Source organism: Streptomyces sp. NBC_00259, assembly GCF_036181745.1.
Lineage (GTDB): Bacteria > Actinomycetota > Actinomycetes > Streptomycetales > Streptomycetaceae > Streptomyces > Streptomyces pratisoli.
In genome coordinates, this window is the sequence record NZ_CP108080.1 from 7,519,673 (window position 1) to 7,538,908 (window position 19,236).

General features: G+C 71.4%; 13 protein-coding genes. 5 read left to right on the plus strand and 8 right to left on the minus strand.

Annotated elements, in window-relative coordinates; translation table 11 throughout:
* From OG766_RS33700 to OG766_RS33720, 5 genes are all read right to left on the minus strand, one after another.
* Window positions 1-7,557, minus strand: coding sequence for an SDR family oxidoreductase (locus OG766_RS33700; protein ID WP_328727076.1), 7,557 nt, complete (start codon window positions 7,555-7,557; stop codon window positions 1-3).
* 702 nt (window positions 7,558-8,259) lie between these two features.
* Window positions 8,260-9,096 carry a carbohydrate ABC transporter permease gene (locus OG766_RS33705; protein ID WP_266384895.1) on the minus strand — a complete coding sequence of 279 codons (837 nt, stop codon included), beginning with the start codon at window positions 9,094-9,096 and terminating at the stop codon, window positions 8,260-8,262.
* Window positions 9,093-10,079, minus strand: coding sequence for a carbohydrate ABC transporter permease (locus tag OG766_RS33710; RefSeq protein ID WP_266384890.1), 987 nt, complete (start codon window positions 10,077-10,079; stop codon window positions 9,093-9,095). The genes OG766_RS33705 and OG766_RS33710 overlap by 4 nt, the downstream gene beginning before the upstream one ends.
* A 1-nt stretch (window position 10,080) precedes the next feature.
* A complete protein-coding gene (locus tag OG766_RS33715; RefSeq protein ID WP_328727077.1) occupies window positions 10,081-11,382 on the minus strand; it encodes an ABC transporter substrate-binding protein in 1,302 nt (433 codons plus the stop codon).
* Complete coding sequence (locus tag OG766_RS33720) at window positions 11,379-12,617, minus strand: aminotransferase class V-fold PLP-dependent enzyme (protein ID WP_266384885.1); 1,239 nt, start codon at window positions 12,615-12,617, stop codon at window positions 11,379-11,381. Before OG766_RS33720 ends, OG766_RS33715 begins: the two co-directional genes overlap by 4 nt.
* A 203-nt stretch (window positions 12,618-12,820) precedes the next feature.
* Here OG766_RS33720 and OG766_RS33725 point away from each other — a divergent pair, with 203 nt between their 5' ends.
* Window positions 12,821-13,570 carry a FadR/GntR family transcriptional regulator gene (locus tag OG766_RS33725; protein ID WP_266384882.1) on the plus strand — a complete coding sequence of 250 codons (750 nt, stop codon included), beginning with the start codon at window positions 12,821-12,823 and terminating at the stop codon, window positions 13,568-13,570.
* Between the two features lie 33 nt (window positions 13,571-13,603).
* On the opposite strand, the gene OG766_RS33730 is transcribed toward OG766_RS33725, so the two are convergent.
* Window positions 13,604-13,876, minus strand: coding sequence for a DUF5133 domain-containing protein (locus tag OG766_RS33730; protein WP_266384879.1), 273 nt, complete (start codon window positions 13,874-13,876; stop codon window positions 13,604-13,606).
* A 257-nt stretch (window positions 13,877-14,133) separates the two neighbouring features.
* On the opposite strand from OG766_RS33730, the gene OG766_RS33735 reads away from it, so the two are divergent.
* Window positions 14,134-14,790 (plus strand): pyridoxamine 5'-phosphate oxidase family protein, encoded by a 657-nt coding sequence (locus OG766_RS33735; protein ID WP_266384876.1) that lies wholly within the window; start codon window positions 14,134-14,136, stop codon window positions 14,788-14,790.
* 94 nt (window positions 14,791-14,884) lie between these two features.
* Here OG766_RS33735 and OG766_RS33740 read toward each other — a convergent pair whose 3' ends face one another.
* Window positions 14,885-15,790, minus strand: a complete 906-nt coding sequence (locus OG766_RS33740; protein ID WP_266384873.1) for a YihY/virulence factor BrkB family protein — start codon at window positions 15,788-15,790, stop codon at window positions 14,885-14,887.
* A 248-nt stretch (window positions 15,791-16,038) separates the two neighbouring features.
* On the opposite strand from OG766_RS33740, the gene OG766_RS33745 reads away from it, so the two are divergent.
* Window positions 16,039-16,539: a MarR family transcriptional regulator gene (locus OG766_RS33745; protein WP_328727078.1), complete on the plus strand. Its 501-nt coding sequence runs from the start codon at window positions 16,039-16,041 to the stop codon at window positions 16,537-16,539.
* Between the two features lie 274 nt (window positions 16,540-16,813).
* Window positions 16,814-17,314: a MarR family winged helix-turn-helix transcriptional regulator gene (locus tag OG766_RS33750; RefSeq protein WP_266384868.1), complete on the plus strand. Its 501-nt coding sequence runs from the start codon at window positions 16,814-16,816 to the stop codon at window positions 17,312-17,314.
* A gap of 46 nt (window positions 17,315-17,360) precedes the next feature.
* Here the strand turns inward: OG766_RS33750 and OG766_RS33755 are convergent, their stop codons facing one another.
* The gene (locus OG766_RS33755) at window positions 17,361-18,563 is read right to left on the minus strand and encodes a PP2C family protein-serine/threonine phosphatase (protein ID WP_443045629.1); all 1,203 of its coding nucleotides are present in this window, start codon (window positions 18,561-18,563) and stop codon (window positions 17,361-17,363) included.
* Between the two features lie 291 nt (window positions 18,564-18,854).
* On the opposite strand from OG766_RS33755, the gene OG766_RS33760 reads away from it, so the two are divergent.
* Window positions 18,855-19,223 carry an STAS domain-containing protein gene (locus tag OG766_RS33760; protein WP_266384866.1) on the plus strand — a complete coding sequence of 123 codons (369 nt, stop codon included), beginning with the start codon at window positions 18,855-18,857 and terminating at the stop codon, window positions 19,221-19,223.
* Window positions 19,224-19,236: the final 13 nt, after the last annotated feature.

The following is a 19,236-nucleotide window of genomic DNA, read 5'->3' on the forward strand; positions in this document are numbered from 1 at the left end:
TCACCACTCCGAGGCGGTGTGGACGACGGCACCGGCCGACTCCCCGCCCCACGCCAGTTCCTTCAGCAGCGCCGGCGGCCCCTCCTCCGGATCGATCAGGACGACGCCGCGCCGCGCGTACTCGCGGGCGAGTTCCGGACCGACCATCCCGGTGTGGACGGGGTCGGGCGCCCAGGGACCCCAGTGGACGGTCAGCGTCCGCCGCCCGGTGCGTGCCGCGAAGTGCTCGCCGAGGGTTTCCAACGCGTCGTTCGCCGCCGCGTAGTCCGCCTGGCCCCGGTTGCCGAACACCGCGGAGACACTGCCGAACAGCACGACGAACGAGGGCCCGTCGGGGAGTTCGTCGAGGGCGGATAGCAGCGACGCCGCGCCGTGGACCTTCGTGCCGTAGACCCGCTCGAACGATTCGGCGGACTTCTCCTCGATGAGGCGGTCCTCCACCACTCCGGCCGCGTGGATCACCCCGTCCAGGCGCCCGTGGTCGGCGTGGATCTCCTTCACCGCCTGGAGTACGGCCGCGCCGTCGCGGCAGTCGACGCTGCGGTAGCGGGCCCGGCTGCCGGCCGCCTCCAGGGCGGCGAGCGTGGCGGCGATCTCCCGCTGGGCGAGGATCACTTCGGCGGCCCGGTCGATCTCGGTGGGGGAGCCGTGTCCGCCGAGACCGCCGAGGACGCGGCGCAGGGCCGCACGGTCACGGGCCGACGCGGTCCGGGGATCCTCCGGCCCCGACGGGAGCGGAGTCCTCCCCAGCAGTTCGATCCTGCACCGGGAGGCCATGGCGAGGGCGATCGCGAACGTGGCCGTGATGCCACGGGCTCCGCCGGTCAGCAGGACCACCGATTCGGCGTCGAGTCCGAGGGCCGCCGCTTCGGCCGCCCCGTGACCGGCGGGCCCTGCCCCGGTGGTGGCCGCCAGTCCGAGGGGCACCTCGTCCGGCTCGAGAGCGGACCGGCCGGCGGCGCCGCGCAGGACGACCGGTGTGCCGCCCGGCGCGGCCAGTTCCTCCAGCAGTACGGCGGCGACACCGGCCCCCGTACGCAGCTCCGGTGCTCCGGCCGGGTCGATGTCGACCACGGACGCCGGCGTGTCCGGGTACTCGCGGGCGACGGTACGGAAGAGGCCGCGCAGTCCGGCGGTGCGCTCCACGGCCCGGCCGTTCTCGGCGCACCGTACGGCGATCAGCCTGCCGGGGCGGCACCGGAGCGCCGCGCGGACGGTGGGGAAGGCGGCGGGCAGCACCGGCGGGCCGGATGCCGACAGGGGGTCGAGGAGGAGGACGCCGTCCAGCGGTCCGTCCTCCGCCGCCATCTGGTGCCCGGGATCGAGGAGGACGGTGCCGGCACCGTGCCGCTCCAGGGTCTCCGCGAGAGCCGTGGCCACTCCCGTGTACGAACCGTCGCCGTCCCCGAGGATCGCGAACCGCCGCCCGGTGAGCGGGGATCCGGCAGGCTGGGGAGCCGGGGTGTCGGGCAGCGCCACGGGCCGCAGCACGAACCTCTTCGGCGCGGCGACGGCCGTGCCCGGCCCGGCGGTCCTGTTCGCTTCGTCCGGCTCGCCCGGAGCGTCGGCCGGTCGTCGGTCCACGCCGTTCTGAGCCCGGAGCTGCCCGGTGGCCTCCGCGTGATCCGGGCGATGGGCGGCCTCGGGAGGGAGGGCGGTGGTCACCGATGCGAGAGGCCCTGCGGCACGGGGACCTGCCACGTCCGCTGCCTCGGGCGCCGCCCCGCTCGCTGTGTCGTCCGCTGTGTCGGGCGCCGCGAGGGCGGCGAGCCGGGCGGCGAGCGCCTCGGCGGTTCTCGCCCTGACCAGTTCCTCCATCGTGGTGTCGTCCGGTGCGGCCGCACCGGACGACACCGCACCGGCTGCGACCAGGCGCCCCGCCAGCTCACCCACGATCTCGGTCCGTTTGATCGAGTCGATGCTCAGATCCGCTTCCAGATCGAGACCCGGCTCGACCATGTCCGCGGGATAGCCGGTGCGTTCGCTGACGAGCTCGACGACCATGCGCAGGATGTCCTGCTCGGAGAGCGCCGTGGTGGAGCCCCGGCCCGCCTCGCCGGCGTCCGGCGCCGCGCCGGAGACCGCGGCGGGAGCAGGCGCGGGTAAGGGCTGGGCCCAGGGCTGCTCGCCCGCGGGCACCTGAGCCGCGGTGCCGGTCCAGGAGCCCGTGCCGTCGGTCCAGGAGCCCGTGCCGTCGGTCCCGGGCGCTTCGGTGCCGTGACGCAGCCCGTTCGCCACCGGACCGGGCGCCCCGTGGGCGACGCGACCGTCGCCGCCCGGATGCCCCCCGAAGTAGGTCAGCAGCACATCGCGCTGCGCCGCCACCATCTCCCGGCTGGTCCGCAGGAATTCGGCGATCAGCTCGTCCTGGCGGGCCGCGGCCGCGCCTGCCGCGCCGTCGGGGTGGTTCGTCGTCACAGTCGTCTCCACGACACGTCGGGCCGGTGCCAGCGCACCGGGCAGCAGATCACCGGAAGCTGTGCGGACCAGATGCCCGTCGACCGTCCAGCCGGGCGGCCTGTCTGCGGCGGCGCCCTTCGGGACCACCGCGCCCGGTTCCCCGAACAGCCCGCCGGTGCGCACCGGCACGCCGGCCACCGCAAGGCGGGCGAGGGCGTCAAGCAGCCCGGACAGGCCCTGGCCCGGGCGGGGCTCGCAGGCGACGGTCCGATGCGGTCGGTCGCCGAGGATGTCCTTGACCAGCCCGGTCAGCACCCGTCCGGGCCCGGCCTCGACGAAGATCCTGGCCCCGGCCTCGTACATCGCCTCGATCTGCTCGGCGAATCGGACCGGAGCGCCGATCTGCGCGGCCAGTTCCGCGCGGATCGCGTCGGGAGCACCGTCGTACGGAAGCGCCGTCCGGTTCGACCACACCGGGAACTCCGGTGTCCTTACGGCGCGTTGAGCCAGCGCTTCGGCGAAGCGTTCGCCCGCGCCGGCGACCAGCGGGCTGTGGAAGGCGCACGCCACCGGGAGGCGTCTGGCGCCGAGTCCGGCGTCCCTCAGAAGTCCCACGGCCCGCTCGACGGCGGCCGTGCGCCCGGAGATCACCGTCTGCCGTGGCGTGTTGCGATTGGCCACGACCAGCCCGTCGCCGAGCCGCGCCGCTTCTGCCGCGTCGTCCACCGGGCCTGCCTGCAGAATCCTTTCGACGTCCGCGGCGGACGCCGACACCGCCGCCATGGCGCCGGGATCGTCACCGGTGGACGCGAGGATCGCGGAGGCACGCTCGGCACTCAGTTCCAGCAGGGCATCCGGTTCGACGGCGCCGGCGGCACACAGGGCGACCAGCTCTCCGTAGCTGTGTCCCGCCGCCATGTCCGGCACGACCCCGGCCCGGGTGAGCAGCGCGTGGGCCGCGAGACCGGTCATACCCAGGGCCGGCTGGGCCGCCCTGGTGTCGGTGAGGGCGGCCCGCAGCCGTTCACGCGTGCCGTCGGTGAAGGCGGCCGGCGGATGCAGCGCGGCGGCGGTGCCGCCTCCGAGCGCGAGGAGATGGTGCAGGTCGGGGAAGGCGGTGAAGACGTCCGCGAACATTCCCGGCCGCTGGCTCCCCTGCCCGGGGAAGAGGAAGGCCACCTTGCCCGGCGGTGCCTGGTCGGCCTGCGCGCCACCGGCCTGCGCGCCACCGGCTTCCGCGCCACCGGCTTCCTGGCCGTCGGGACCGCCGCCGGGATCGCCGTCGGGTTCGGCCAGGTGGATGCCGGCGGCGGGGTCGTGCTCACCGGCGAGGACCCGCCGCAGCTGGGCGCGGAGGCGGTCCGGTTCCGTGGAGACGACGGCCACCCGCACCGGTCCGCGACCGCTGTCGCAGAGCCGGGACGCGGCCGCCGCGAGCTCCCGCAGCCTGGACCGGCCCGGCCGGGCACGGGAACCGTCACCTTCCCTCCCCTCCTCCCCGTAGCCCTGGTGCTCGCCGTGCTTCCCGTGCTCCTTGTGCTTCTCGTCCGGGGCCAGGGCGAGCAGTTCCGCGACGGCGCGGTGCGCGGCCGCAACGTCCGCCCCGCGGAAGAGGAACAGCTCCGCCGGCCAGACATCACGGCCGCGCGGAGGCGGCATCGCGTCATCGTGGGCGCTCAGCACCACATGGAAGTTGGTGCCGCCGAAGCCGAACGCGCTCACGCCCGCGAGCCGTTCCTCGGGCCTGGCGGTCCACGGAAGGGCCTCACGGTGGAAGACGAACGGGCTACGGCCCTCCTGCCACGCGGTGCTCGGCTGCTCGAGGTGCAGCGTCGGCGGTCTGACCCCGGTGTGCAGGGCCATCACGGTCTTGATCAGACCGGCCAGTCCGGCGGCGCACTTGGTGTGCCCGATCTGCGACTTGACCGACCCCAGGACGCAGCCGCCAGGGCTCGCTCCCGCGGCCTCGAACACCTCGGTGAGGACGCTCAGTTCGGTCCGGTCGCCCACGACGGTGCCGGTCCCGTGCGCCTCGACCAGACCGACGTCCGCGGGCGACGTCCCCGCGTTGTGGTGCGCCCGCAGCAGTGCCCGGCGCTGCCCCTCCGGGCGGGGCGCCGTAAGCCCGAGCGAACGGCCGTCGCTGGAGCTGCCGATGCCCTTGATGACACCGTAGATCCGGTCACCGTCCCGCTCGGCGTCGGCCAGCCGCTTGAGCACCACACAGGCCACGCCCTCGCCGAGCGTGATGCCGTCGGCCGCGCTGTCGAACGCCCGGCAGCGGCCGGTGGGGGAGAGCGCGTGGACCGACGAGAACAGCAGGTAGTCGTTGATGCCGTTGTGCAGATCGGCGCCGCCGCACAACATCACGTCGCTGGTGCCCGCGGCCAGTTCCTTGCAGGCGACGTCCACGGCCGCGAGCGAGGAGGCACAGGCGGCGTCGACGGTGAAGTTGGGGCCGCCGAGGTCCAGGCGGTTCGCGATCCGCCCGGAGATCACATTGGCGAGCATGCCGGGGAACGAGTCCTCGGTCAGCGCCGGCAGCTGCTGTTCGAGACCCTCCGGCAGCGATCCGTAGTACGAGGGCAGGACCGCGCGCAAGGTGGTCGCGTTGGACAGGTCGCTGCCCGGCTCGGCACCGAACACCACGCCCGTGCGTGAGCGGTCGAAGTCCTGGCCGCCCTCGCCGAGTCCGGCGTCCTCCAGCGCCTTTCGGGCGGCGTCCAGGGCGAGCAGCTGCACCGGTTCGATGCTGCCGAGCGAAGCGGGGGGAATCCCGTAGCGCAGGGGGTCGAACGGGATTCGCGGCAGGAACCCGCCCCATCGGGAGACGACCCCGCCGCCCGACTCCACGCAGTGGACCTCCGGGTCCCAGCGGTCGCGCGGCACCTCACCGACCGAGTCGACCCCGTCGATGACGTTCCCCCAGAACGAGGCGAGGTCGGGTGCGCCCGGGAACATGCACGCCATCCCCACCACCGCCACGTCCAGCGGCAGGGGCGGCGCCGGCGCGGCCGTCGGCTTCCCCGGCTGCCCGTCGGCACCGGTGCGCGGACGCAGGGCGGCCGCCCGTGCACCGAGGAACCGTACGGCGCCCTCGCCCACCGCGGTGTGCAGCGCCGCGACGGTGGTGGTGGCCGAGCGCAGCACGGCGACCTCGCCGGCCATGAACATGCCTTCCGCCAGCTGGCGTTCCTCGTCCACGGCGGCCAGGGAACCGCTCCCGTCGCGTTCGACGCCCTTGGCGGCGATCCGCAGCCGGCCGACGTTGAGCCGTTCCAGCCGTTCCCAGATCTCCCGGTCGTCCAGGCCCTCGCCACGCAGCCCGGCCCCCAGAGCGCCGAAGGAGTCGCTGAAGGGACTCGGTACGCAGCGTGTGGCATGGCCCGGCGCCGTCTCCAGCAGAGTCGTACGCTCCGCGGCCAGCACCCGGCGCTGGAACAGCGGACGGACCGCGCCCTCGGCCACCGCCTCCCGGGTGAAGAGGTAGGCCGTTCCCATGAGTACGCCGACGGCGCAGCCGCGCGCGGTCAGCGGGGCGGCGAGCGTGGCGGCCATCGCCGCGGAGCGCTCGTCGTGGATCCCGCCCGCGAGGAACACCTCGATGCGTTCGGCGGTGGTGCGGGCCACGGCCTCGTCCGACGACGCGCGGACACCGTCGAGGAAGTCCTCCAGCACGGCGAGCTGGGCCTCCCACAGGGGAAAGCTGTTGCGGGGACCGACATGCCCGCCGCATTCGGCACCCTCGAACACGAACCGTCGTACGCCCGCGTCGAGGAACTGCCGCAGCAGTCCGGGCGAGGGCACATGCAGGAAGGCCCTGATCCCGGCCTCCTCCAGCGCCTGCGCCTGAGAGGGCCGGCCGCCGGCGACGACGGCGTGTGTGGGGCGGCATTCCAGCACGGCCTCCAGCTGCGCTGCGCGGGTCTCCTCCGGAGCGAAGCCGAGGATCCCGACCCCCCACGGTCTGCCGTCCAGTGCTCGCCGGGCCTCCCGCAGCATGGCCCGCGACTGCTCACCGCCTGCGAGCGCCAGGGCGACGAAGGGAAGGGCCCCGTCGTCGGCGACGCCGGCGGCGAACGCCGCGCGGTCGCTGACCCGGGTCATCGGTCCCTGGGCGACGGGCAGCCGGGTGCCGAGGGCCCGGCTCATCGGTGAGCCGGGCCCCAGCGCCCGTGCCGCGGTGTCCTCGTCCACCGCGGCACGAACGGCGTCCACGACGGCGTGGACGGCACGGCCGGTGTCACCCCACCGCTCGGCGAACCGGGCGGCGAGGAACCCGTCCTGGCCGACGGGAAGTCCCGCCTCGTGGAGACCTTCGCCCGCCGTTCCGTTCCGGCTTGCGGTCCCGTTCGGGCTTGCGGTCCCGTTCGGGCTTGCCGTCCCGTTCGGGCTTGGGGTCCCGTTCCGGCTTGACGTGGCGTTCGGGTTGGACGTGGCGTTCCGACGTGCCGTACCCGTCGGACCATTGGTGAGACCGCGCCGACGCAGGGTCCGGTTGCCGTCCGCCACGACGGTCTCGGAGCCGTCGAGGGTGCGCAGCAACGCCGCGACCGGCTCGGGCACCCGGGACTCGGCGAGCAGGGCGAGCTGGGTGTCCAGCACCACCCCGGCCGCGCCGCCGACCACGGCGGCGGCGGCCGTGCCGGGCGCGATGCCTCCGCAGGCCCAGACCGGTACGTCCGACAACTTCCCGTCGTCGAGCAGCTGTTGGAGGAGGACGAAGGTGCTCAGCTCGCCGACGGGTCCACCGCACTCGCTGCCGCGGGCGATCAGCCCGTCGGCCCCGGCGCCGACCGCCCTGCGGGCGGAGTCCCGTCCGGTGACCTCGACGAGGACGCGATGCCCGGGCGGGACGTCACCCGCCTCCCACGCCGAATCGGGGGCGAGCACCACGGTGTGCGGCCCGGCCGAGCCGCTGACGGGGGCGAGTTCCTCGGGACGTAATCGGCAGCGCGGCCCGATTCGTACGCCGTAGCGCCCGGGCGCCCAACGACCCAGTGCCGCGAGGGCTTCCCTCGCGCTCCGGTCACCGGCCCCCAGATCGAGCACGCCGAGCCCGCCGGCCCGGCAGACCGCGGCGGCGAGGCGTGCGTCCGGCTCACCGAAGGGGGTGGTTCCGATGACCAGGTCCACGATGTGCTCTGCCGACGTCATAATTCTCCGAATAAGCGTTGGCGTTGCCCGGAGGTTAAATTTCGGTCAATCAGAAGCGCAGGATGTGCGGCGTTCCGTAATGCGCGCAGGAGAATTTCGAGCCATGCTCGGAACGGCTCGAAGATAGCGTCAAGTTACTCAAGGGTCAACCATCGATCTGTGAACAATGGCCTAGTCGTGCCGGGCGGAGGCGACGGCAAAAGAATGCGGGTACGCCGAAATGGGGCGACGAGCAGCACGGCTCGCAACCCGTGGGCGCCACGGAAATTGCACAAGGAAAGAAGCAGGGAAGGCGTGGGGGAAGAGGTGGGGGATTCCGGCGACGCGGCCCGCCATCGTTGCCTGTGGGGCATGGGCTGTCAATATCGCCCACAAGATCATCTGATGGTTCATCAGTCAACTTTGCCCGGTTGCGGTCCAACGGTGCGCGGTGGTGATATACCGGTGCACGCGCTTTCTGCGTGTCCTGCCTTGTCGAATGCCGGAGATGGGGCTGCGGAGGAATTGAGTCCGCTTGTTGCCCGCCGCCCGGGGGCGGCACTCTCGTCGCGATGGGCGCGGCCCGGCCTCGGTGAATTCGGCCGACCGGAGTGGTGGCCGTGTACGGGAGTGGGGTCGTCGGCACTTCCGCAGAGAGCCGGTGCGCGTGGGCCGGGACCGGCGGTACTCAGGTCCTGGCCCACGCGCTCGGCGCGTCCGCGCTCATCCCTTGACGGCGCCGGCGGTGAGCCCCTGGACGATGTGCCTGCTGGCGATGGCGAAGAGCACCATGGTGGGCAGGATCGTCAGCACAGCCGCGGCGGACATCGAACCCCAGTCGATGTTGAAGCTGGAGATGAAGCCGTTCAGCGCCGTGGGGACGGTCTTGTTGGCGTCGCTGTTCATCAGCGTGACGGAGAGGAACAGCTCGTTCCAGCAGTTCACGAAGTTGAAGATGAAGGCGGCGATGATCCCCGGCTTCATCACCGGCAGCAGCACCCGGAACAGCGCACCGAACCGTGAACAGCCGTCGATCATGGCGGCCTCTTCGAGGGTGTCGGGGATGTTCTCGAAGAAGCCCCGGAGCATCACCGTGCAGAACGGGATGCAGACCGCGACGTAGACGAGGATCAGCCCGAAGCGGTTGTCGACCAGTTGGAGATCGGTCATCAGCAGGTACAGCGGTCCCAGCGCGATGAAGGCGGGGATCATCTGGGTGACCAGGGCCGCCATGAGCAGGGCGGTCTTGCTGCGGAACTCGAACCGGGCCAGCACATAGGCCGACAGCATCGAGATGACGGTGGCGACCGTGCCGGCGACCGTCGCCACGATCAGGCTGTTGGTGAGATAGAGCCCGAACTGGGACTTGTCGAACAGCCCGGCGTAGTTCTCCAGGGAGAAGTCCTTGGGCCAGTACGCGAGAGGGAAGGAGAAGATGGCGCCGGCGGGCTTGAACGAGGTGATGGCGATCCAGTACAGCGGGAAGACGGTGAAGATCAGCCAGAGCGTGAGGAAGCCGATCCTGACGGCCTTTCCGGCCGAGGACTCCTTGGTGTTCACGACTTCGCTCCCTTCTCGCGGGTGGCTGTCAGGTAGAAGACGGAGAACAGCAGGAGCCCGGCCACCACCAGCAGGCCGAGGGCCGACGCCTTTCCGTAGTCGCCCTGCTGGGTGATGTTGATCATCCAGGTCGTCACGATGTGCGTCTCGTTGTTCGGGCCGCCGCCCGTCGTCCCGAAGATGATGTCCGGGAAGTTGAAGATCCAGATGATGCGCAGCAGCACCGTCAGGGCCAGCGTGGCCCGGATGTACGGGATCGTGATCTGGAACAGTGTGCGCGCCTTGCCCGCGCCGTCCAGCGCCGCCGCCTCGTAGATCTCGTCGGGGATCGACTGCAGGGCGGCGAGGATCATGATGGCGAAGAAGGTCACTCCGTACCAGATGTTGGCGACGATGATGGCGACCATGGCCGTCTTCGGATCGGCCAGCCATGCCACCGGCTCGTCGATCAGACGCGCCTTCATCAGCAGGTCGTTGACGACTCCGAACTCGCTGTTGAACATCCAGCGGAACAGGATGCCGATCAGGAAGCCGGATATCGCCCACGGGAAGAAGATCAGCGCCTGGTAGAGCCCGCGGAAGCGGAAACGGCGCCGCAGCCACAGGGCCAGCGCGAACCCGATGACGAGCTGGGGCACGATCGAGGCGACCACCCACAGGGCGGTGTTGCCGAGCACGGTGCCCCAGAGCGGGTCGCCGAAGATCTCCCGGAAGTTGCCGAGCCCGACGAACGACTTGTCGGTGAGGTCCGTCAGGTTCCAGTGGCGGAACGCCATTTGGCTGCCCGCCACCACCGGGTAGTACGTGAACACGGCCACGAAGATCGCGGCCGGCGCCATGAAGGCCGCGATCAGCAGGCCCCGGCGGGTCGTGAACTCGCGCTTGCGCCGCCCGCCGCCTGCCGTCCCGACGGGACGGGCGCCCTCCTTGCGGGAGGGACGGCGCGTCCGTTCGTCTGCTGGGGAAGCCGTGCCCGCCCTCATGTCAGCTCTCGTTCTTCCACTTGGCGGTCCAGTACGCGTCCCAGTCGGTGAGCAACTGCTCCTGCGTCATCTTGCCGAGCAGCACCTTCTGGACGTCCGCGTCGGCCTTCTGCGTCCACTCGGTGAACCAGGGCACACCACGGGGCTGGGTGACGGTGAGATACGTGTCCGGGTTCTGGTTCATCGTCACGTAGCTGGCCCACGGCCCGGTCTTGTAGAAGCTGTCCTCGCCGGCCTGCTTCAGGATCGGGACGAGACTGTTCTTCTTGGCGAACGTGGTCGACGCCTCGCCCTCCGACAGGAACTCGACGAGCTTGACGGCCTGGGCCTTGTGCTTACTGCCCTTGGCCACGCCCCACCCGGCGGTCGCCAGCGGCTGGACGGCCTTTCCGCCCGGACCCGCCGGCAGAGGCGCGGTGGTCCACTGATCCTCCTTGATCGCCTTGGACTCCCGCACGGTCGCGATCACTTCCGGGTCCTGGAGCAGGAAGGCGGTGGAGCCGTTGGAGAACCCCTCGACCATCTCCGGGTAGCCCCAGGCGATGGAGGACGGCGGCGAGCCCTTCTTGAACAGGTCGAAGTACGTCTTCAGGGCTTCGCGTGCCTCGGGCGCGGAGAAGATCGTGCGGCCGTCGGACAGCTTGTAGCCGTTGGCCGGGTCGATCCTGTCGGCGACGTACGCCTCGATGACCGCGGTGACGTTGCTGTTGGCGTTGGGCCCGCCCCGGAAGGCGTATCCGTAGCGGCGCTTGCCCGTGTCCTGGATGGCACTCGCCTGCTCGAGCAGGTCCTCCCAGGTGCCCGGCGGCTTGTCGTACCCGGCCTGGCCGGTGAGGTCGGTCCGGTAGAACAGACTCAGCCCGTAGAAGCCGTAGGGCATGAAGTACGTCCGGCCCTCGGGGTCCTTCGCGGCCTTGGTGGCGTTGTCGGTCAGCCCCTGCCAGCCCTGCCAGCCCTTGAGGTCGGTGCTCATGTCGTGGAGCCAGCCGTTGTTGGACCAGGGGCCCACGGTGATGTCCCGGACCTCGAGCGTGTCGACACCGCTGCCGGACTGCAGCATCTGCTGGATCTTCTGGTCCGCCTGACCGGTCGGCGGCGAGACCAGGTTGACCTTGATCTTCGGGTTCTGCTTCTCGAAGTCCGCGATGAGCTGCTTCAGCACCTCCGTGCGGGCGGGGTTGGTCAGGCTCTCGACCATCTGCAGCGTGACGGTCCCGTCACTGGAGCCGCCCATGGCGGAGCAACCGGTCAGGGTCATGGTGAGGGCGAGGCCGAGCGCGGCGACTGCGTTCCTGCGTTTCATCGCTGTCCTCCGTGGGACTGGTTGCGGGACCATGCGCCGAGCACGGGGACGCAGCGCTCGGCGAAGTACTCGAAATCGGCTGCCGTGTTGTACACATGCGTCGACAGGCGCAGAAAGCCGACGCCGCCGAAGCTGGTGAACGCGGTCGCGACCCCCAGCTCCCGGGCCACCCGGTCACGCAGCGCGTCGGCCTGCGCATGGGTGGCGGCCAGCGGGCCGGGGACACGCACCAGCCGCAGGGCGTTGACCGGCATGCCCACGTCCACGCGGCAGTCCTCGCCGGTCAGTTCGGAGAAGGCCGTCGCGACGATCCGCTCCGCGTAGTCGGCCAGCTCGCGCATGTAGGTGCGGGCGGTCGTCCATCCCCAGGTGTCCTCGACGAAACCGAGGGCGGTGGGCGTGGCGAGATAGCTCGTGACGTCCACCGTCCCCTGGGTGTCGAAGCGGCCGGGGAAGGGCTCGGGAGCGCCCCACGAGTCGATCAGCGGGTAGAGGCTCTCACGCAGCTCCGTCCGCGCCACCAGCGCTGCCGTGCCCCGCGGGGCACAGCCGAACTTGTGGAGGTTGCCGACCCAGACGTCGCAGTCGACTCCGGAGACGGGGTCCTCGGTCAGTCCGGGCACATGCGCGCCGTCCACGAGGATCGGGATGCCGCGCCTGCGGGCCTCTGCGGAGATCCGCTCCACCGGCATCCACCGCGCGGTCGCCGAGGTGATGTGGTCGAGGACGATGAGGCCGGTCGCTCCGCTCAGCTCCGCCACCACGCACGCGTAGGCGGTGTCCGCGTCGGCGTCGAGGGGCACATGGACCGTGCGGACCGTGCCGCCCCAGCGGCGGGCCAGACGCTCGGCGCCCATGGTCACCGCGCCGTAACCGTGGTCGGTGACCAGGACCTCGCCGCCCGGCCGCGCCGGCACGTTCGCGTACGCCACGCTCGCGCCGGCGCTGGCGTTGGGGACGAGAGCGAGATCGTCGGCCGCGACCCGGAGGAAGCCGGCGATCGCGCCACGTGCGGCCGCGACCTTTCCCGGCAGCGCGGGGAACCACTCCACGGGTGAGGCGTCCATCTGCCGGCGCAGCCGGTTCTGCTCCTCCTGGGCCGACAGCGGGACCGCCCCGAACGACCCGTGGTTCAGGTGCTTGACCGCGGGATCGAGCGACCAGGCAGCGGCGGCGGGACGGCCGTCGGCGAGCACGAGGGGACGTGGGGCGGTGGTGAGGTCCGTCGTGCTCACGAGACTCCAAGCGGGGCTAGACATCAGACAGACACCGGAAGAGGTGTGATGACTGGGCGAGATACTGCACGCCACGGGCCATGGATGCAAGGGTTCAGGCCATAGTTATCTGATGACTCTGCTTCTCGTCGTGGTCGTGTATGACGACTGGCCTAGACTGCCCTTGCCCGGCGCTGCCGCTCGGGCCAACACGGGAGGAAGCGATGTCCGCAGTCGACAAGGCGTTCCACGGCTTGCGCCGCATGATCTCCAGCGGTCGGCTCGGTGCCGGTCAGCGGTTTCCGCCGGAGGGCGATCTGTGCGAGGAGCTCGGGGTCTCGCGGAGTTCGCTGCGTGAGGCGGTGCGCATGCTCGCCGCGCTGGGCGCGGTCGAGGCGCGGCACGGCTCCGGCACCTTCGTCTCACAGCTGAGGCCGGAGGATCTCCTCGGCAGGCTGTCCCTGACGGTCGAACTGCTGCCGCTCGACGGCCTGCTGGAGCTCTTCGAGATCCGGCGGGTCCTGGAGTCGCATGTGATGGCGCAGGCCGCCGCCCGGATCACGCCCCAGGAACTCAAGACCCTCCACGGCTTGCTCGACACGATCGAGGCCAGCGTGGACCCCGCGGAGTTCGCCGACTACGACCACCGCTTCCACGCGGAGATCGCCCGCATCGGCGGCAGTCCCTCCATGCAGGCGCTGCTGACGGTCTTCCGCTCGCGCTCCCGCCACTACCGCGTCTTCGCGCTGCCCGAGGGACCGGATTTCAAGCGGGCGGGCGACGAGGACCACCGGGCGATCATCACCGCCCTGGCGAACCGCGACCCGGCAGCGGCGGCGAGCGCGGCCGCCGCGCACATCGCCCGCAGCGAACGGTGGCTCAGCGCCACCCGCCCGCCCGTGACCGAGGACGCGGTGACCGAGGACGCCGTGACCGAGGACGCCGTGGACGAGCCGGCGAACGAGCTTGGCTGACGGCGGCCCGCCGTCGGCGGTCCGGCGGTGCGGTCAGGCGACCAGCGTGACGTCGTCGTCGTCCGAGTGCCCCACGGACGTGGTGGCGCCGGTCGAGGGCGGGGGCAACGGAGTCGCGGTTCCCGCGGACGGGAGGAGCGCGTCGGCCGCCTCGAGCGCGTCCTCGATGGTGGTCGTCGCTGTCATCACACACAAGGTGTAGGTCACGTCGTCGAGGGCGCGACGGCTCTTCTCGTTCTTGGGTGCGGCAATGCGCAGGTCCGCGTAACGCGCCAGGAGACTCCGCAGCGCCTTGGGGTCCGGCATCAACACAGCGTCCACTCCTTCTTCTGATGTGTTCACCATGTGCCCCGCATTCACCGAGCCATGCGGCATACATCAAATGCCCCTCAGGGGGTGGAGTGCGACTGCCGCGCCGGTGGCCGCCGCCCGCACTCGATCGGGGCCCACCGTCCCGCCGTACATCCGCGCGAACAACGACAACGCGTTTGACACGGAGTTAGAGTGCCGGAGCCTCCCCCCTTCATCCCCGACCGACGGCCCACAGGGAAACAGTGCGTTCCGTGAACTCCACCCAGTCCTCCGGTTCCGCAGGCGAACGCCGTCTGCAGCAGCTGCTCGGCACCACCGACCAGGCCGGCACCTTCTACGACCGCCAGGTGCAGCCCCGCCTCACCCCGCAGATGGCCGACTTCATCGGACGGCAGACGATGGCGTTCCTGTCCACGGCGGACGCCGCCGGAGCCTGCGACGTCACCTTCCGCGCCGGCCCCCCGGGCTTCGTCACCGTGCTGGACGACCGCACCCTCACCTACCCCGAGTACCGCGGCAACGGCGTGCTCGCCAGCGCCGGCAACATCACCGAGAATCCGCATATCGGCCTGCTCTTCGTCGACTTCACCCAGGACCACATCGGCCTGCACGTCAACGGCACGGCGCGGTTGCACCGGGACGAGGACCAGCGGCGTGTCCATCCCGACCTGCCCGTGGACACCGCTCCGGGGAGACGGCCCGAACTGTGGGTGCACATCACGGTGGAGGAGGCGTACGTCCACTGTTCCAAGCACATCCCGCACCTGGAGCCCGCGCCGCGTCCGCGCCCGCGGGCCGAACGCCCCAAGGACGCCGACTACTTCGCCCTCCGCTCCTCGCTCCTGCCCGCGCAGTGCGAGGGAGTGGGGACGTCGACGCCCACAGGACCGCTGCCGGGCCGGACCTGACCCGACCTCACGGCCGGGTCGCCGGGTATCGGTTCACCGGTCACGTCACCGATCACTGGTCACTGGTCACTGGTCACTGGTCACTGGTCACTGGTCACAGGTCGCCGGGGGCCCGCGTCCGGGCGAGCTCGGCGTTGAACTGCGCACCGGTGAGCAGCGCGAGGTTCGACACCCAGAGCCAGACCAGGAACACGATGAAGCCGGCGAGTGGTCCGTACAGCCGGTCGTAGGTGCCGACGTGCGCGGTGTACGCCGCGAAGGCGAAGGAGGCGGTGAGCCACAGAACCACGGCCAGGCCGCCTCCCAGCGCCCGCTGCCGGGCTCCTTGCCCCAGGGCCGGGCCGGAGCGGAACAGCACCAGCACCATCGTGGCCGCGAGGCAGAGCAGCAGCGGCCACTTCAGTACGTTCCAGGTCGCGGCCGCCACACCGTCGAGGCCCAGGGCCCCTCCGAGGGCGGCGGCGAACTCCCCGCTGAGCGTGAGCACCAGGGCGCTCAGGACCAGGGCGACCAGCAGCGCGCAGGCCGTGGCGACGACGCGGGGCATCGTCCGCCAGGCTGAGCGCCGGTCCTTCACCTCGTTCATCGCGTGCAGGGCACGGCGGAACACGGCCAGATAGCTGGATGCGGACCACAGCGAGCCCAGGGAGCCGATCACGGCGACCAGCCACGCCTCCGAGTGCCGCCCGGCCATTCCGCGCATCGCCCCTTCCAGCAGAGGGCGCGCCTGCGGTGGCAGGAGCGCGGCCGCTCGCTCGATCAGGGCGCCGGTCTGCGAGGCGTCGGCGATCCCGCTGAGGGACACGGTGACCAGCAGCATGGGGATGAGAGCGAGGACCGCGTAGTACGTCAGCGCCGCAGCCCAGTCCGTGACGTCCTCGTTCCAGACGGACACGGGCGTACGGCGCAGGGATATGAGCAGTTCGCGCCGCGAGGGCATCGCCCCGGGGAGGGTGCCGGCTCGCCGCGGCGGTCCGGTGCACGTGCGGTCACCTTGCATGTCGTCTCCTGAGAGGGTCGGGCACCTCCCGCTCGGCCCGACCGTACGAACGACCGGCCGGGCGCTTCGTCGTCCGGTGCGACGGACGCCGCGGGGCGCGCACCGCCGCATGCGGGTCCGACGTGGCCGTCGGGAGAGGGCCGGTGAAAAGATATGGTTGTTGTGGCGGAGAGGGCCTCTGCCACTGGACCTGCGGCGGTACGCCGACGCCGTGAGATGAGGGCGACCGATTCGGAGTAGCGGCAGGTATGGATGTGAACCACTCTCCTTCCCGGCGTCGACGGCATGAGACCTCTCCCGTGGGCCCGGAACTCGTCGAGCTCCTCGAGGTGCTGTGGGAGCGGGGCAGAGAGGTGTCCTACCCGCCCGTGTCGGCGTCACAGCTCCGGGTGCTCTACAGCCTCGACCGCGAGGAGGGCATCAACCTCCGGACGCTGGGCGAGCTGCTGGGCTCGGCGCCCCCGTCGGTGAGCCGACTCTGCGACCGGCTGGAGGCGCTCGGCTTCGTCCGCAGGCTCCCGAGCCAGGTCAGCAGACGTGAGCTGGAGTTGCATCTGACCGGTCACGGCAGGACCTATCTGCGGGAGCTGCGAGAGCGCCGGGACGCGTCCTTGCTGGAAGTGATCGCCGCGATGAAACCGTCGGCGCGATCCGCCCTGCTCGCCGGTCTGGCGGGCTTCAGGAACGCACTCGACGAGACGGGACACGCTCCGGGCGTGCGTCCCGCCGGCGACGCACGTACCGCCTGAGCCCGCGTGCCGCGGGGGAGCACCGCGGAAGCCGGGTCTTCACGGTACGAACACCGCACTGCCCCCCGACGGGCACACCGATCGGCGGTCCGGGCGGGTAGGCAAGGGAGAGTTATGGTTGCCATACAGTACGTGCCTCGAGCCCGCCCGGTGACGCCCGCCGACCGGCGTGACCCGGTGACGGCGTTCAGGGGGCAGGGGCGCGGCACCCGGTCCTCGGCATCGGCGAGTACGTCCGGCACCGGCGAGCACGTCTGATTTGGAGTGTCACGGCATGAGCGCGAGTCCGGCTCCACCTTCGCGGCGGTCCGCCGATGCGGCACGAGCGGCGTGCGATGTCATCGAGATGCTCGAGATCCTGTGGGAAAGGGGCCGGGACACCGCGTCCGCGGTGTCGGCCTCGCAACTGCGCGTGCTCTACAGCCTGGAACGCGCGGACGGCATCAACCTGCGCACCCTCGGCGACGTGCTGGGCTCCGCGCCCTCGTCGGCCAGCAGGCTGTGCGACCGGCTCGAAGCGCTGGGGTTCGTGGAGCGCACGCCCAGTCCCGTGAGCCGGCGGGAGCTGACGCTCCGCCTGACCGCCCATGGGAGGGCCTACCTCTCGGAGCTGCGCAGCCGGCGCGAGGAGATCCTTCTCGCCGCCATCGAAGCCATGGGTCCGGCGTCGCGCGCCGCTCTGCTGGAGGGCCTGAACGGTTTCCGGAACGCCGTCGCGGCCGAGGGCTCCACTCGGAGCCGGAGCGCGCAGGACGGTTCGGCCCGCCAGGCCTGAGCCGCGCCAGGCGACCGGGCGCGCTCCGGGCCCGGCGGCCCGACCGTCACCCGGTGGCCGCGTCACCGTCGACCCCGCCTCGCTCGTCGCGCCCGTACCAGTCGAGGCAGACCACCAGCGCGTCGTCGTCGAGCGGTGTGTCCCCGCGGTGGCCGGCGAGCTCGCGGAGCACCGCGCCCGGCACCTGGGTCGGCGGGAGCAGGCTCGTGGCGAGGAGGGTGCGGGCCAGCGTCCGGCTGCCGTACCGCTCGCCCGCGGGGGACGACGAGTCGTAGACGCCGTCGCTGCCGAAGAGCAGGCGGTCGCCCGGGCGGACGACGAAGCGCTCCGGTTCGTACACCGTGTCCTCGAACATGCCCAGGGGGAGCTGTGCCTCGAAGTCGATGGGCTCGACGACGCGGTCGCGCAGTCGCCACAGGCGGGGCGAACCGGCGTCCACGACCTCCACCTCGCCCGAGTCGAGGTCGAAGCGCAGCAGCAGCACGGACACGTACGCACGCCCCTGGTAGTGGGCGTACACGGCCTGGTCGGCCAGCGTGGCCTGGCCGGCGAGGTCGAGGCCGGCGCGGCGGGCGTTGCGCAGCGCGTTGACGGCGAGACTGGTCAGAAGCGCCGCCTCGATGCCGTTGCCCATGCCGTTGGTGACGGTCAGGGTGAGGTGGTCGGCCGAGACGGACCAGTCGTAGTTGTCGCCGAAGATGGCGTAGGCGGGCTCCAGATGGGCGCCGAGGGCGAACTCGCTGCGCGCGCAGGCCCGGCCGGGCAGCAGCAGCCACTGCATCTCGGCCGCCAGCGTCAGCCGTGCGGCGCGCCGGGCGAGCACGTACAGGTCGGTGTCGCGCTCCGCGACGAGGATCTCGTGGCCGAGTGCCTCGCACACGCGCTGGAGGTCCGGCAGCAGCGCCTCGGCGTCGATGTCCTCGCTCATGCGCACGGTGAGCACGCCCAGCCGGTCTCCGCGGACGGTGACGGGCAGGTGCACCTCCACGCGTGCGGGCCCTTTGGTCACATGCGGTTCCTGCGAGCCGAACGCACGCCCCTGGGCACTGCCGTCGATCGGGACGGGTTCCGTCGTGCCCGGCCCGGTCTCCACGGCCTGCAGGGAGCGCATTCCGTAGTCGGCCAGGCGGAGTTGCACGTCGTCCGCGCGGTACCACTCGGCGAGAGCGTCGGTCACCACGTCCACCAAGGTGTGCGGCGCGGCGCTGCGCAAGGCCTGCTCGAGGGCATCGAACTTGTCCACGTACATCCTGATTCTCTTCGCGCCGGGATCACGGCCCGGCGTGTCGTCGCTGTGCAGGCGCCCGCGGACACCGCCCCCGGGGAAGGCGCTGAGCACGACCATGTCATTCTACGAACCACGTGCAACATTTGTCACGCGGCAATGGTGTCCGCACGGCAACAACTCGGCCGTCGGACGTGTGCGGCCGTTCACCCGGGGCAGGCGTCGTCCGATCAGCGCAGGTGCGCGCGTCCTCGCCGCTCGTCGGCACCCGAGGGCGTGCACCGGGCCGAACGCCCCACCCGAAAGCGGAGGCTCATGTCCCTCATGGAAGAGAACCTGAACGTCGAGGTCGAGATCCACGACCCTGTCACAGCGGTCGTGACGATCGGCGGCGAACTGGACGCCGACACGGCGACCCTTCTTCATCACCACCTTGCGAACCAGTTCCTCCACGGGCGCAGGAATCTCGTACTGGACCTGTCCGCCCTGGAGTTCATGGACTCCTCCGGGCTGAACGTCCTGATCAAGGCCACCCGGGAGACCCGGTCGACCGGCGGCGACCTGCACCTCGCGGCGCCGACGCCTGCCGTCGCCAAGCTCTTCGACCTCACGGGGCTGAGCCTGACGACCTCCGTCCACCGCGATGTCGGCGCGGCGCTCGCCGCCGTCGAGCCGGCCGGCTGAGACGCGGCGCCGA